General features: G+C 67.3%; 12 protein-coding genes and 4 tRNA genes. 9 read left to right on the forward strand and 7 right to left on the reverse strand.

The window, feature by feature from the left end; all coding sequences use genetic code 11:
- Nucleotides 1-366: 366 nt before the first annotated feature.
- The 3 genes from AC07OC_RS25945 to AC07OC_RS25955 are packed head-to-tail and all read right to left on the reverse strand — an operon-like array spanning nucleotide 367 to nucleotide 2,478.
- On the reverse strand, nucleotides 367-912 hold the full coding sequence (locus AC07OC_RS25945) for a TPM domain-containing protein (protein ID WP_218341838.1): 546 nt from the start codon (nucleotides 910-912) through the stop codon (nucleotides 367-369).
- A gap of 1 nt (nucleotide 913) precedes the next feature.
- Nucleotides 914-1,843 (reverse strand): TPM domain-containing protein, encoded by a 930-nt coding sequence (locus tag AC07OC_RS25950; protein ID WP_218341837.1) that lies wholly within the window; start codon nucleotides 1,841-1,843, stop codon nucleotides 914-916.
- Nucleotides 1,844-1,878: 35 nt separating this feature from the next.
- Nucleotides 1,879-2,478, reverse strand: a complete 600-nt coding sequence (locus AC07OC_RS25955) for a LemA family protein (RefSeq protein WP_218341852.1) — start codon at nucleotides 2,476-2,478, stop codon at nucleotides 1,879-1,881.
- Nucleotides 2,479-2,713: 235 nt separating this feature from the next.
- Here AC07OC_RS25955 and AC07OC_RS25960 point away from each other — a divergent pair, with 235 nt between their 5' ends.
- The 3 genes from AC07OC_RS25960 to AC07OC_RS25970 all read left to right on the forward strand — a co-directional run bounded on the left by AC07OC_RS25960 (nucleotide 2,714) and on the right by AC07OC_RS25970 (nucleotide 4,814).
- Entirely contained in the window at nucleotides 2,714-3,163 is a 450-nt protein-coding gene (locus tag AC07OC_RS25960) for a YybH family protein (RefSeq protein WP_218298042.1), read from the forward strand.
- Between the two features lie 66 nt (nucleotides 3,164-3,229).
- Nucleotides 3,230-4,249 carry a YheT family hydrolase gene (locus AC07OC_RS25965; RefSeq protein WP_218341836.1) on the forward strand — a complete coding sequence of 340 codons (1,020 nt, stop codon included), beginning with the start codon at nucleotides 3,230-3,232 and terminating at the stop codon, nucleotides 4,247-4,249.
- Nucleotides 4,242-4,814, forward strand: a complete 573-nt coding sequence (locus tag AC07OC_RS25970) for a DUF2946 family protein (RefSeq protein WP_218298044.1) — start codon at nucleotides 4,242-4,244, stop codon at nucleotides 4,812-4,814. The genes AC07OC_RS25965 and AC07OC_RS25970 overlap by 8 nt, the downstream gene beginning before the upstream one ends.
- A 106-nt stretch (nucleotides 4,815-4,920) precedes the next feature.
- On the opposite strand, the gene AC07OC_RS25975 is transcribed toward AC07OC_RS25970, so the two are convergent.
- The 4 genes from AC07OC_RS25975 to AC07OC_RS25990 all read right to left on the reverse strand — a co-directional run bounded on the left by AC07OC_RS25975 (nucleotide 4,921) and on the right by AC07OC_RS25990 (nucleotide 11,859).
- A complete protein-coding gene (locus AC07OC_RS25975) occupies nucleotides 4,921-5,799 on the reverse strand; it encodes a c-type cytochrome (protein WP_218298045.1) in 879 nt (292 codons plus the stop codon).
- A gap of 172 nt (nucleotides 5,800-5,971) precedes the next feature.
- Nucleotides 5,972-7,405, reverse strand: coding sequence for an efflux transporter outer membrane subunit (locus AC07OC_RS25980; protein ID WP_218341835.1), 1,434 nt, complete (start codon nucleotides 7,403-7,405; stop codon nucleotides 5,972-5,974).
- Nucleotides 7,398-10,553 carry an efflux RND transporter permease subunit gene (locus tag AC07OC_RS25985; protein WP_494602583.1) on the reverse strand — a complete coding sequence of 1,052 codons (3,156 nt, stop codon included), beginning with the start codon at nucleotides 10,551-10,553 and terminating at the stop codon, nucleotides 7,398-7,400. The genes AC07OC_RS25980 and AC07OC_RS25985 overlap by 8 nt, the downstream gene beginning before the upstream one ends.
- A gap of 13 nt (nucleotides 10,554-10,566) precedes the next feature.
- Entirely contained in the window at nucleotides 10,567-11,859 is a 1,293-nt protein-coding gene (locus tag AC07OC_RS25990; RefSeq protein ID WP_218341834.1) for an efflux RND transporter periplasmic adaptor subunit, read from the reverse strand.
- Nucleotides 11,860-12,054: 195 nt separating this feature from the next.
- Here AC07OC_RS25990 and AC07OC_RS25995 point away from each other — a divergent pair, with 195 nt between their 5' ends.
- The 6 genes from AC07OC_RS25995 to AC07OC_RS26020 form a co-directional block, all read left to right on the forward strand.
- Nucleotides 12,055-12,714: a TetR family transcriptional regulator gene (locus tag AC07OC_RS25995; RefSeq protein ID WP_218341833.1), complete on the forward strand. Its 660-nt coding sequence runs from the start codon at nucleotides 12,055-12,057 to the stop codon at nucleotides 12,712-12,714.
- Nucleotides 12,715-12,815: 101 nt separating this feature from the next.
- Nucleotides 12,816-12,891 (forward strand) — tRNA-Arg (locus tag AC07OC_RS26000).
- A gap of 102 nt (nucleotides 12,892-12,993) precedes the next feature.
- Nucleotides 12,994-13,079, forward strand: a tRNA-Tyr gene (locus AC07OC_RS26005).
- 76 nt (nucleotides 13,080-13,155) lie between these two features.
- Nucleotides 13,156-13,229: transfer RNA gene (locus AC07OC_RS26010), tRNA-Gly, on the forward strand.
- 62 nt (nucleotides 13,230-13,291) lie between these two features.
- Nucleotides 13,292-13,366, forward strand: a tRNA-Thr gene (locus AC07OC_RS26015).
- Between the two features lie 74 nt (nucleotides 13,367-13,440).
- A partial coding sequence (locus tag AC07OC_RS26020; RefSeq protein WP_233151794.1) for a GTP-binding protein occupies nucleotides 13,441-13,538 on the forward strand: 98 nt, incomplete at its 3' end.

Here is a 13,538-nt window from a genome sequence, read left to right on the forward strand (position 1 = left end):
GGTTCGGTGAGTCGCCTTGCGGGTTCGGCTCATCGATGGGATGAACTGTACGTGGATGGGGCGCGAAGAAAAACCACTGGGTCGCAAACTAACTGTTCCAGTATTGGAAACAATGAAGAGGGAACTCTGCCGCAACCCGCCGGATTTCGCGGCACGACGCGGCATCTGAAGCCGTTTTTAGAGGAAAACCCTGGTGCGAGTTTGGGACAGTGTGAATGGCTTGGGAAAGGCCGTCGCGGCGGCTGCCGCACCCTTGCGAAGGGTGGCGGCGCACCTGCGTCCCTCGCACGCGGTCGCGGCGCGCACGGTCCGCCCGCCCGTTTCCGGCGGCGCTCGGCGCGCCCCGGGCTGCAGCCGGGTGGACTCCTAGCGCACCACGGGGGCGTCCGGCAATTCGTTGTCGCCGGGCGTGTCCGATGTCCGCGGGAAGTGCCTGCTCAGGCGGGACGACACGGCCTCGATGGCTTGCGCGAGGCCTTCTTCGTAGTGCCGCTGGCGGAAGTGGGTGGACATCTGTGCGATCACATCGCGCCATTCGCTGCCCGCCACGTGGCGGGCCAGGCCCCGGTCGGCCACGATCTCTATCGCATGCTCGGGCAGCAGCAGATAGATCAGCACGCCGTTGTTGTGCTCGGTGTCCCACGCGCGGTATTTGCTGAACAGCATGATGGCGCGTTCGCGCGCGCTGGCATGGCGGCGCAGGTAGCTCCAGGGCAGGCTGGCTTCGGCGACGATGCGGATCTGGCCCGTGTGCCGCCGCTCGCTGGCCGCAACCCGCGCGGCCAGCCGCTCCAGGGCGTCGCTGGAGAGCGCACGGCGCGCGCCGGGTTCGCCCCAGCGATGCCGCGCAAGGCGCCACAGGGCGGTGGCCAGGCCCGGAAAGGTCGAGGGTGCTGCAGTTTCAGGGCCCATGTCACCAGTCTCCCGAGGCGCCGCCGCCACCAAAATCTCCACCCCCTCCGGAGCTGAAGCCCCCGCCGCCGCTGGTGCCGCCTCCCCAGCCACCGCCGCCGCCATGGCCCCAGCCGCCGATTGGGCCGGCGTTTCGGCCCTGCCGGGCGCCGCCGCCCACGCCGCTGAAGAGCCAAGTGTAGAGCAGTGCGATGATCCCCGCGCCGCCGGCCACCAGCAGGCTGGACGTGAACACGAAGGCAAGAAAGCCCACGCCCCCACCCATGAACAGGCCTCCCAGCCGGCCGCCGAAGATGCTGCGCGCCAACGGACCGGCCACCATCACGCCGAAGAACAGGAAGATCGCCAGGTCGGTCCAGTCGAAGCCTCCGCGACCGCTGTCCTGCGGCGTCGATGGGCCTGTGCCGGTATCCGTGGGCGCAGGCAGTGCCTCGCCGGCGATGCGCGCGCCCAGCTGGGCGATGGCGTCGCGCAGGCCGCCCGCATAGTCGTTCTGCTGGAATCTGGGCTTCATGGCGCCGTCGATGATGCGCGCCGCCGCGATGTCGGGGATGGCGCCCTCCAGGGCCTTGGCGACCTCGATGCGCATCTTGCGGTCGTTCTTGGCGACGATCACCAGAACGCCATCGCCCACCTCCCTGCGGCCGATCTTCCACGTGTTGCCCACGCGGTTGGCGAACGACGCGATGTCTTCGGGGGCGGTGGTGGGCACCATGAGCACCACGATCTGGGCACCCCGGGCCTGCTCCAGCGCGCGCAGCTGCGCTTCCAGCGCCGCCGTGTCGGCGGCGTCCAGCGTGCCGGTCTGGTCGATGACTGGGCCGGTGAGCGCAGGCACGGGTAGCAGGCCCCCGTCGGCCCGAGCCCAGGGCAAGGCGAATGCTATAAAAAATATAGCTATCAGCGCTTTGTGGATAAGCGCTAGGGGCATATTTTCTCGGTTGTCCGGTGGAAGGGCAAGTCCGCTCAGGGCTTGGGTTTGGAGGCGGAGAAATCCACGGTGGGGGGCGCGGAGATCTGGGCCTCGTTGGCCACCGTGAAGCTGGGCTTGGGCTGGTAGCTGAAGGCCATGGCCGTCAGGTTGGTGGGGAAGCTGCGCGCGAGCACGTTGTACTCCTGCACGGTCTGGATGTAGCGGTTGCGCGCCACGGTGATGCGGTTCTCGGTGCCTTCCAGCGTGACGCGCAGGTCCCGGAAGCCCTGGTTGGCCTGCAGCGTGGGATACCGCTCGGAGACCGCCATCAACCGCGACAGCGCACCCGACAATTCGCCCTGCGCCTGCTGGAACTTGTTGAACGCCTCGGGGTTGTTCAGGGTTTCGGGCGTGACCTGGATCGAGGTGGCCTTGGCGCGCGCCTCGACCACGCGGGTCAGGGTTTCCTGCTCGAAATTCGCCTCGCCCTTGACGGTGGCGACGATGTTGGGCACCAGGTCGGCACGGCGCTGGTACTGGTTGAGGACCTCGCTCCATGCGGCCTTGGACTGCTCGTCCAGGCGCTGGAAGTCGTTGTAGCCGCAGCCGCTCAGGGCCAGCACGGCTGCCAGAAGTGCAAGGATGCGTTTCATCATCATGGTGGTGTTCGCCAGGTGGAGTCAGGACAAGGGACCGGGGTGCGAATGGGCCAGACAGTGGCCACCCGGCAGATTCTGCAACAAGTGCGCGCGCCGCCACCGCTTTCCGGTGCCGGGCAGGCCGCACATGGTCACCACGCTCGCAAGGGGATGGCCGCACAATAGTGCCCTGCGCGTGGACGGGCCCCCGGCCGCCATGCCTTTCCTTCACCCCATCCTGCCGATCACCATGCCCCGTCCCCGCTCCAGCGCCGCCACCCTTGGAGGTTCCTCGGACGAAACCGAAGCCGCGTTCTACGAGGCCCTGCAGCGTGGCGATATCGAGCTGTTGATGTCCTGCTGGGCCGACGAGGACGACATCGTCTGCGTGCACCCCGGCGGGCCGCGGCTGCTGGGCGCGGGGGCGATCCGGGCGGCATTCGAGGCCATGTTTTCGCATGGCACGGTGCGGGCCCGGCCCGTGCAGGTGCACCGGGTGGTGGCCCTCACCAGCGCCGTGCACAGCGTCGCCGAACACGTGGAGGTGATGCTGCCCGACGGCCTGCACCAGGCCGTGGTGCTGGCCACCAACGTCTACCACAAGACCCCCGAAGGCTGGCGCATGGTGGCGCACCACGCCAGCCCCGGGGCCGCGCCGGACGTGCAGACGGCGGACGCGCAGCGGCCCGTGCTCCATTGAGCCGATGGCCTTCCCATGTTCAAGCCTTTTTGCCTTCTTGCCCAGGAACTGTAAGCGCTAAAAGCTATGAAATATGTAGCGCCCCGCTGGCTGCCCGGAGGCCAGCTCCAGACCATCTGGCCGGCCCTGTACTCGCGCCGGGTGTTCGGGCCCCGCCCCGAGTACCGCCGCGAGCGCTGGGAGACGCCGGATGGTGATTTCGTGGATGTGGACTTCCTGCAGGATGGCGTGGCGGTGGCCGGCGCACCCCGGCCGTTGCTGGTGGTCTTCCATGGCCTGGAGGGTTCGTCGCGCAGCCACTACTGCGAAGCGTTCGCCGACCTGGCGCGCGAGCAGGGCTGGGCCTGCGCGCTGCCGCATTTCCGGGGGTGCAGTGGCGAGATCAACCGTGCGCCGCGCGCCTACCACTCGGGCGACCACGCCGAGATCGGCTGGATGCTGCAGCGCCTGCGTGCATCGCACAGGGGGCCGCTGATGGCGGTGGGTGTCTCCCTGGGGGGAAACGCGCTCCTGCGCTGGGCCGCCGAAGTGGGCGAGGACGCCGCGCGCAGCGCGGACGCGGTGGCCGCCGTGTGCTCGCCCATCGACCTGGCCGCAGGCGGGCACGCGATCGGGCGCGGCTTCAACCGGCAGGTCTACACGCGCATGTTCATGCGCACCCTGGTGCCCAAGGCGCTGCAGAAGCTGGCGCAGCACCCGGGGCTGTTCGACCGGCAGGCCCTGATGGCGGCGCGTGACCTGTATGCGTTCGACAACGTGTTCACCGCACCGCTGCACGGCTTTCGCAACACCGAAGACTATTGGCTGCGCGCCTCCGCCAAGCCGCTGCTGCACCGCATCCGCCTTCCGGCCCTGGTCGTCAATGCGCGCAACGACCCGTTCGTTCCGGCCGCCAGCCTGCCGTTGCCGCAGGAGTTGGCCAACGGGTTCGTCACGCTCTGGCAGCCCCCGCACGGCGGCCATGTCGGCTTTGCCCACGGGCGCTTGCCGGGGCATGTGCGCGCCATGCCCGACGCAGTCGGGGGATGGCTGGCAGAGCATGCGGGGGCCGTGGCGCGCGCGGGAGCACAATCGCCGCATGGATGACATCGTCAAGCAGGCGCTGGCCAAGTGGCCCAATGTGCCCGACTGCTACGGATGGCTCGGCCTGGATGCGCGCGGCCACTGGTACCTGCGCGACGACCAGGTCCAGGCCGCGGGCCCCTTTCCGCGCAGCAAGGGGTCCCTGCTGCAGCATGAAAAGCTGGTCGAATTCATCGCGCGCAATTACGAGCACGACGCGCAGGGGCAATGGTTTTTCCAGAACGGGCCGCAGCGCGTGTATGTGGAACTGGAAGCCACGCCCCTCGTGTGGCGCATACAGCCGGATTTTTCCGTGCTTTCCCACACCGGCCGGGGGGCCGCGGTGCAGGACTGCCTGGTGGATGCGCAGGGGCGGGTCTACCTGGTGTCGGAGCTGGGCGTGGGGCTGGTGCACACCCTGGACGTGCCCTTGGCCGCCGAGGCGGTGGAGGCGGGCCGCTGGGTACCGCTGGATGTGCGGGTAGAGGATTTGCCGGGGCGCTACGGCTTCGTCATGAGCCCGCATGGTCGCTGGAGCGCTGGTGGAATGCAGGGGCGGGCGCCCAGGGCGGGCATGGCGCGCACCTGAAGAAAAAAGAGAAGGAACCAGGGCGCAGAAAGTAAAAAAGCCGGTCCACAGAACCGGCTTTTTCATGGGCCCGCGCGGCGCTCCGCCGCATGCGGGAGAGAAGGGCCTACTTGGCGGCCGCGGCCATGAACTCGACGGCGGCACGCAGATCGGCATCCGACGCCTGAGCGGCGCCACCGCGGGGAGGCATCGCACCCTTGCCCTTGGCCACGCTGTTGTACAGCGCATCGATGCCGGCAGGCAGGCGGGCCGACCAGGCGGCCTTGTCACCAAACTTGGGGGCGCCGGCCACGCCAGCCGCGTGGCACACCTGGCACGCCTGCTTGTACAGGGCTTCGCCAGCGCCAGCGCCTGCGGCGGCAGCGGCCACAGGAGCGGGCGCTGCTGCTGCAGCAGCAGGAGCGGCTTCGGCAGCGGGCGCTGCTGCGGCCGCCGTAGCGGCAGGGGCTGCGGACGCGGCGTCGGCGGCAGCCGCGGGGGCTGCTCCGGCGGGTGCCGCGGGTTCCGCGAACTTGGCGCCGGCGGCGTTGGCCATGTATGCGACGGCCCGCGCGATTTCGGTGTCGTTGAAGTCGCCGCCGCCTTGCGGCGCCATGGCGCCCTTGCCCTTCAGCGCGGATTGGACCAGCGCTTCAAAGCCGGTCTTGATGCGGGCCGACCAGGCAGCGGCGTCCGAGAACTTGGGAGCCCCCGCGGCGCCTGTGGCATGGCAGGCCGCGCACTGGCCCTTGTAGACGTCTTCGCCGCTTCGCAGGGGGCGGTTGGCATCGCGGATTTCGACCATGCCCACCTTCTGGATGCGCTCGGCAATGGCCTTCTCGGGATTGGCTGCGCCAGCGGCCGGCTTGTCGGCCGACGTGACATACAGGACCAAGCCAATGATGGCAAAGATCGGAATCACAAACGAGAAAAGTACCGCGACCAGCAACTGCTTGGGGTTCTTGATCGGGCCGGTATGGGCTTCTTCGTGGTGGTTGTCGCTCATGACGTCCTCAGGGTGTATCGGGGGGCTTTGATGAAATCAACCCTCAATTATATCTGCGGGGCTGGTGCCTCCCCGTGAGCATCGCACAGGCGCCGCGCCAGATGCGCGAGACAGCCCGCGCGCGCCGCCACCCTGCGGTGCGGGCGCGCGTGGCCTGGCGCCGCCGTGCGCGTCAGGACGGATTGCCCGCCACCGCCGCGGCTTCGGGCGCGCCGCCGCCCAGGGCCTTGTACAGCGCCACCTGGTTTTGCAGCTGCGCGAGCTTGACCTGCACGACGGCCTGCTGCGTGGCGAACAGGGAACGCTGGGCGTCCAGCAGGTCCAGGTAGCTCGATACGCCGTTGCGGTAGCGCAGATCGGCTAGCTGCAGCCGCGCGCCTTCCGCCTGGGCCTGCAGTTGCTGGGCCTCGGCCTGCTCACCCAGGGTGGCCTGGCCCGCCAGCGCATCCGAGACTTCGCGGAAGGCCGTCTGGATGGCCTTTTCGTATTGCGCGATGGCGATGCCCCGCCCGGCTTGCGCACTCGCGAGGTTGGCCTGGTTGCGGCCCGCGTCGAAGATGGGCAGCAGCAGGGACGGCGCGATCGTGAACCCCCACGAGCCGCTCTTGAACAGGCCGGACAGTTCGCCGCTGGCGGTGCCTGCCTGGGCCGTGAGCGAGATGCGCGGGAAGAACGCGGCCCGCGCCGCGCCGATGTTCGCGTTGGCTGCGATCAGCTGCTGCTCTGCCTGGCGGATGTCGGGGCGGCGCGTCAGCAGTTCGGACGGCAGGCCCGCGGGCAACTGCGCCATGGCGGGCGCAGCGGCCAGCCGGCTGCCTGTGAGGCTGGCGCGGATGTCGTCGGGCAGGGACTGTCCGAGCAGCAGGGCCAGGGCGTTCTCGTCCAGCGCGCGCTGGCGCTGCTGCTGCGCCAGGGTGGCGCGTGCCGCCTGGGTCAGGGACTCTGCCTGGCGGAAGTCCAGCTCCGAGGCCACGCCCGCGTCCAGCCGCATGCGCGTGAGGCGCACCGATTCCTCGCGCGACGCGAGGGTCTGGCGCGACAGGTCCAGCAGCTCCTCGTCGGCCAGCAGGTTCAGCCAGCCGTTGGCCACGGCGGCCACCAGGCTGACCTGCGCCGCATTGCGGCCCTCTTCGGTGGCAAGGTACTGCGCGAGCGCCTGCTCCTTGAGGCTGGCGATGCGGCCGAAGAAGTCGATCTCCCAGGCCGAAACCGCAAGTCCGACGCTGAACGAGTTGGTCAGGTCGCCCGTGCCCGCGGCCGGTGCGCGGCTGGCGTTGGCCGCCAGGCCCACGCCCGGGTACAGGTCGGCCCGGCGCACCTGGAACGTGGCGCGTGCCTGTTCGATGTTGAGCACGGCCACGCGCAGATCGCGGTTGTTGGCCAGCGCGGCTTCGATGAGCTGGCGCAGCCGGGGTTCGGCGAAATAGTCCTGCCAGGGGGCCGCGGCCGCAGCGCCCTGCATGGTGCCGCTGGCGGAAGCCGCCGTGGTGTACGTGGCCGGCACGGGGGCCGCGGGTCGCTCGTAGACGGGGATGAACGAGCAGCCGGCCAGCAGCGCTGCCGCTGCCGCTGCCAGTGCGATGGAGGTGCTGCGGTGATTAGTCATGGGTTCCAACTCCTGCTTCTTCTGCGTGGCGGCGGTTCATTTCCTGCTGGCGCGCGCTGCCCTTGAACAGGCTGCGGACCACCACGAAGAACACGGGCACGAAGAACACGGCCAGTGCCGTGCCCGTGATCATTCCGCCCAGCACGCCCGTGCCGATGGCGCGCTGGCTGGCCGAGCCCGCGCCCGACGCGATGGCCAGCGGCAGCACGCCCAGGCCGAACGCCATCGAGGTCATCACGATGGGGCGGAACCGCAGGTGCGCGGCCGCCAGCGCCGACTCGATCACGCCCTTGCCCTGGGCCTGAAGGTCCTTGGCAAATTCGATGATCAGGATGGCGTTCTTCGCCGACAGGCCGATGATGGTGATCAGGCCCACCTGGAAGTACACGTCATTGGCATAGCCCCGCAGCAGGGTCGCCAGCAGCACGCCCAGCACGCCCAGGGGCACCACCAGGATCACGGCCAGCGGAATCGACCAGCTTTCGTACAGCGCGGCCAGGCACAGGAACACGGCCAGGATGGCGAAGCTGTAGAGGATCAGCGACTGGGAGCCCGCCAGTTTTTCCTCGCGCGACTGGCCGGTCCATTCAAAGCCGAAGCCTGCGGGCAGCTGGCCCGCGAGCTTTTCCATCTCGGCCATGGCGGCGCCCGTGCTGAAACCGGGGGCTGGCGAGCCCGAGATCCGCATGGCGGGATAGCCGTTGTAGCGCACCGTCTGCTGTGCGCCATTGACCCAGCGGGTGGTGGCGAAGGCAGAGAGCGGCACCGGCTTGCCCTGGCTGTTGGCGGCGTTGATCTTCAGCAGATCGTCGGGCTGCATGCGCGAAGGCGCGTCGGCCTGCACGACCACGCGCTGCAGGCGGCCCTGGTTCGGGAAGTCGTTCACATAGCTCGAGCCCAGCGCGGTCGACAGCGCGGAGTTGATGGCATCGAACGGCACGCCCAGGGCGTTGGCCTTGTCGCGGTCGATGTCGATCTGCAGCTGTGGCGCGTCTTCCAGGCCGTCCGGGCGCACCTGCGTGAGCACCTTGCTTTGCGAGGCCATGCCCAGCAGCTGATTGCGTGCCTTCACGAGCGCCTCGTGGCCGGCGCCTCCGCGGTCCTGCAGGCGGAACGTGAAGCCGCTGGCATTGCCCAGCTCGGGAATGGGAGGCGGGCTCAGCGGGAAGATGAACGCATCGCGGATTCCCATCAGGCCGCCGAAGGCCCGGTTGGCAACGTCCTGCGCCGATTGGCCCGGGCCGTGGCGTTCGCTCCAGTCCTTCAAGGTCACGAAGGCAAGGGCGGCGTTCTGCCCCTGGCCGGAGAAGCTGAAGCCCAGCACGCCCACCATGCTCTGCACTTCGGGCTGCTTGAGAATGAACTCCTCGACCTGCTGCATCACGGCCAGCGTGCGCTCCTGCGTCGCGCCGGGGGGCAGCTGCACGTTGACGATGATGTTGCCCTGGTCTTCGCTGGGCAGGAACGAGGTGGGCAGGCGCATGTACACCACGGCGACGGCGCCAATGATGGCGGCGTAGATGACGAGGTAGCGTGCTGCCCGCTTGAGCATGCGCACCACGAAGCCTTCATAGCCCTTGGCGGTGCGCGAAAAGCCGCGATTGAACCAGCCGAAGAAGCCGGTCTTCTCGTGGTGGTGCCCAGCTTCCACGGGCTTGAGCAGCGTGGCGCACAGGGCCGGCGTGAGCGACAGGGCCATGAAGGCGGAAAAGCCGATGGAGGCCACCATCACCGCCGAGAACTGGCGGTAGATGTTGCCCGTGGAGCCCGCGAAGAAGGCCAGCGGCACGAACACCGAGATCAGCACCACGGTCACGCCGATGATGGCGCCCGAGATCTGGCGCATGGCCTTGCGCGTCGCCTCGAGCGGGGACAGTCCTTCCTCGCTCATGATGCGTTCGACGTTTTCCACCACCACGATGGCATCGTCCACCACGATGCCGATCACCAGCACCATGCCGAACATGGTCAGCACGTTGATCGAGAAGCCCAGCGCCAGCAGCGTGGCGAAGGTGCCCAGCAGGGCGATCGGCACCACGATGGTGGGGATGATGGTGTAGCGCCAGTTCTGCAGGAACAGGAACATCACCAGGAACACCAGCGCCACCGCTTCCAGCAGGGTCTCGGCCACCTGCTTGATGGAGATGTCCACGAAGCGCGAGCTGTCGTAGGGAATGCTCCAGCTCATGCCTTCGGGGAAGTAGCGCGAGAGCTCATTCATCTTGGTGCGCACGGCTTTCGCGGCTTCCAGGGCATTGCCGCTGGGCGACAGCTGGACGCCAATGCCCACGGCGGGCTTGCCGTTCAGTCGCGCGGCCGTGGCGTAGGCCTGGCCCCCCAGCTCCACGCGCGCCACGTCCTTGATGCGCACGGTGGAGCCGTCGGTGTTGGCGCGCAGCACGATGTTGCCGAACTGCTCCACGCTGGAGAGCTGGCCGTTGACCACCACCGTGGCCGCAATCCCCTGGCCCGCGATGTTGGGCAGGTCGCCGATCGTGCCGCTGGCCACCTGGGCGTTCTGGGCGCGGATGGCGGCGGTGATTTCGGCGGCCGAAAGGTTGAAGCTCACCATCTTGGCGGGGTCGATCCAGATGCGCATGGCGCGTTCCGTGCCGAACAGCTGTGCCTGGCCGATGCCCTGCAGCCGCTGCAGCTCGGGGACGATGTTGCGCGACGCGTAGTCGCCCAGGGCCACCGTGTCCGTCGCCGGGTTGGTCGACGAGAGCATGGTGAACAGCAGGAAGTTGGAGCGCGATTTGTCCACGCGCACGCCCTGTTGTGTCACGGCCGAGGGCAGCCGTGGCGTGGCGCGCGAGAGGCGGTTCTGCACATCCACCTGGGCCAGATCGGCATTGGTGCCGGGCTGGAAGCTCAGCGTGATGCTGCCGGAGCCGTCGGCCTGGGCGACGGATTCCATGTAGATCAGCCCCGGTGATCCGTTCATCTCGCGCTCGATGACCGACAGCACGCTGTCTTCGAGCGTTTGCGCGGATGCGCCCGGATAGGCCGCGTTGATGACGATGGCTGGCGGAGCCACCGGTGGGTACTGCGCGATGGGCAGCTGCGTGATCGCCACGCCGCCCATCACCATGATGAACAGGGCGATCACCCATGCAAAGATGGGTCGGTCGATAAAGAACTTGGCCATGCTGGGGTGCCCTTTATGGCTTCGACGAAGACGCGGCAGAAGCGGCGGGTGCCGCAGGTGCTGCTGCGGCGGCCGGCGACGAGGGCGCCGCGGATGGCGCTCCCGGCGCCTGCCATGGAACCGGCTTCACCGGCGTGCCGGGCGGCAGCATCTGCAGCTTCTGGAAGCCGTCCACCATGACCTTCTCGCCAGCCTTCAGCCCGTCGAGAACCACCCAGCGGTTGTTCTGGGCCGCGCTGACCTTGATGGGGCGCTGGGACACTTTGCCGTCCTCGCCCACCACGCTGACCGTGTCACCCTGCTGGGTGCGCGTGACAGCCTGCTGGGGCAGGGTGATGGCATTGCTGGCCTGGGCCTGTTCGATGCGCACGCGCAGGTACAGGCCGGGCAGCAGCTCCCCCTTGGGGTTGGGAACTTCCGCGCGCAGCGTGACCTGTCCCGTGGTGGCATCCACCGACAGGTCGGTGAACAGCAGCTTGCCGGTCTGGGCGTATTCCGATCCGTCGCCCAGGACGAGCTTGACGCTGGCTGCCTCGGTGCCGCCGGCGCGCTTGAACTGGCCGCTTTCCATGGCACGGCGCAGCTGGAAGACATCGCTGGCCGATTGGGTGAAGTTCACGTACACCGGGTCGATCTGCTGCACGACGGCCAGGGCAGTGGCTTCTCCCTGCCCGACCAATGCACCTTCCGTGACCAGCGCCCGCCCGATGCGGCCCGATATGGGGGATGTCACGCTGGCATAGCCAAGGTTGATGTCGGCGGTGCGCACCGACGCCCTGGCGGCGGCCACGTCTGCCTGGGCCTGCTTTTCGGCGGCTTCCGCATTGACGAAGTCCTGCTTGCTGATGGCATTGGCGCTCACGAGCGGGCGGTAGCGTTCCACCTGGGCACTGGCCTGCGCGAGGTTGGCCTGGGCCTTGGCGAGGCTGGCGCGGGCGCTTTCCGACGCTGCCGCGTACGGGGCAGCGTCAATGCGAAAGAGTGGCTGGCCTGCCTTCACGTCGCTGCCCTCCTTGAAAAGGCGCTGCTGCAGGATGCCCGCAGCCCGGGCGCGCACCTGGGCGACGCGGGAAGCTTCCACGCGGCCCGGCAATTCGGTGATCAGCCCCACATCGCCGGGCGTTGCGGTGACAACCCCAACCTCGACGGGGGCCATCTGCTGCCCGCCGGCTGGGGCTTGGCCGTCGCTTTTGCCGCAGGCAGCCAGCAGCACCGCCGCTGCGGTGGCTGCGACCAGGGAGATGGCCTTGTGGGTTGTAGAGGCGCGAAAGGAGGGAATGGCAGATGCGTCACGCGGTGTGGGCATGGGAGTCCTTTTGATTGGCGTCAAGGAATTGGGTTGTAGGGGAAAGGGCCGCTGGCTGGAAGCGCCCCAAGATGAGAGCCCGACAAAATAAGTGCGCGATTATACATACAAACATGAATGTATAATTGTGACCGCCGGATGTCTTGGTGCATCCGGCCGGTGACTAGGCATTGAGAACGAGGAGACATACACCCCATGGCGCGTCGAACCAAAGAGGATGCAATTGCCACGCGCAACAGCCTGATAGATGCCGCGGAGCAGGTCTTCCGGGAGAAGGGGGTTTCGCGTGCTTCCCTGAGCGATATCGCGCAGGCTGCGGGGGCGACGCGGGGGGCGATCTACTGGCATTTCAAGGACAAGGTGGACCTCTTCAGTGCCATGATGGACCGGGTGACCCTTCCGCTCGAGCAGGGCTATGGGGAATTCGAGTGCAGCACCTGTCCGGATCCGGTGCAGCGGCTGCGTGCGGTGATGGCGCTTGTGCTGCGCAGCGTGGCCTCTGACGAGCGGACGCGCCGGGTTTTCGAGATTGCGCTCTACAAGGTGGAATATGTGAGCGAGCTCGTGGGGGTGCGTGATCGTCACGTGGCTGCGTCGGATGGTTTCACCCGCCAGTTGGCGCGCGACTTCGAGCTGGCTGCGCAGTTGCAAGGGGTCGTCTTGCCAATGACGCCCATGGAGGCGGCCGTGGGCTTGCATGCCTTGTTCGATGGGCTCATCCGCAACTGGATCCTGGGCGAAGGCGGCTTCGATCTGGTGGGTGTCGGCGGGGTGAGTACCGATGCCTTTCTTGTGGGGTTGGGTCTGGCATTGCCAGAGGTTGTTGATGCCCAGGATTGCCGTGTTGTGCCCTAGTGCGTCTGTGGGTGCTCGTGTTGGTCGTGGTGCATCGGGGTGGTGTGCGTTTGCTGACGGCGGTTGCATGCGATAATCCGAGGCTGTGCCAGTTCGGTCGTGCGGCTGTAGCTCAGTGGATAGAGTATTGGCCTCCGAAGCCAAGGGTCGTGGGTTCGATCCCCGCCAGCCGCACCAATGACGCGTGCAATCCAGGGAATGTGTCTCTTCGGGTGATCCTGCGGGGGCTGCTAATTTCTCCGTGTTGCAAAAAACTAGTGCTATAATTCGAAATTCTCCGGAGGGGTGCCCGAGTGGCTAAAGGGGGCAGACTGTAAATCTGTTGGCTTACGCCTACACTGGTTCGAATCCAGTCCCCTCCACCAGTGAGAGAGTAGTGTTGAGAGTGATGTCCGGTTTTGCTTGGTTGCAAGGCTGGGCGCGCAGAGGCTGTTGGCCGATGCGGGAGTAGTTCAATGGTAGAACCCTAGCCTTCCAAGCTAATGACGCGGGTTCGATTCCCGTCTCCCGCTCCATTGCTCGCTTGTGCTGGTTTGTTGAGTTAGAGATTTTGATGTTGTGCGAGCGGCATCAAGTTGCCCATGTGGCTCAGTGGTAGAGCACTCCCTTGGTAAGGGAGAGGTCGCGGGTCCGATTCCCGCCATGGGCACCACTTTCAGGTGCGTCCGATTCTGGTTGCGCCGAGATCCTGTCGTATTGGTATAGATTTTTTTCGGAGTCGGAAAAATGGCAAAAGGAAAGTTCGAGCGGACCAAGCCTCACGTCAACGTGGGCACGATCGGCCACGTGGACCATGGCAAGACGACGCTGACGGCGGCCATCGC

The organism is Acidovorax sp. GW821-FHT10E04 (genome assembly GCF_059415185.1).

What these genes read in the sequence shown, in the direction of transcription:
- AC07OC_RS25985 (WP_494602583.1), bottom strand. Translation starts at nt 10,553, where the DNA reads ATGGCCAAGTTCTTTATCGACCGACCCATCTTTGCATGGGTGATCGCC.
- AC07OC_RS25945 (WP_218341838.1), bottom strand. Translation starts at nt 912, where the DNA reads ATGGGCCCTGAAACTGCAGCACCCTCGACCTTTCCGGGCCTGGCCACC.
- AC07OC_RS25965 (WP_218341836.1), top strand. Translation starts at nt 3,230, where the DNA reads ATGAAATATGTAGCGCCCCGCTGGCTGCCCGGAGGCCAGCTCCAGACC.
- AC07OC_RS25970 (WP_218298044.1), top strand. Translation starts at nt 4,242, where the DNA reads ATGGATGACATCGTCAAGCAGGCGCTGGCCAAGTGGCCCAATGTGCCC.
- AC07OC_RS25950 (WP_218341837.1), bottom strand. Translation starts at nt 1,843, where the DNA reads ATGCCCCTAGCGCTTATCCACAAAGCGCTGATAGCTATATTTTTTATA.
- AC07OC_RS25975 (WP_218298045.1), bottom strand. Translation starts at nt 5,799, where the DNA reads ATGAGCGACAACCACCACGAAGAAGCCCATACCGGCCCGATCAAGAAC.
- AC07OC_RS25990 (WP_218341834.1), bottom strand. Translation starts at nt 11,859, where the DNA reads ATGCCCACACCGCGTGACGCATCTGCCATTCCCTCCTTTCGCGCCTCT.
- AC07OC_RS25955 (WP_218341852.1), bottom strand. Translation starts at nt 2,478, where the DNA reads ATGAAACGCATCCTTGCACTTCTGGCAGCCGTGCTGGCCCTGAGCGGC.
- AC07OC_RS25980 (WP_218341835.1), bottom strand. Translation starts at nt 7,405, where the DNA reads ATGACTAATCACCGCAGCACCTCCATCGCACTGGCAGCGGCAGCGGCA.
- AC07OC_RS25995 (WP_218341833.1), top strand. Translation starts at nt 12,055, where the DNA reads ATGGCGCGTCGAACCAAAGAGGATGCAATTGCCACGCGCAACAGCCTG.
- AC07OC_RS25960 (WP_218298042.1), top strand. Translation starts at nt 2,714, where the DNA reads ATGCCCCGTCCCCGCTCCAGCGCCGCCACCCTTGGAGGTTCCTCGGAC.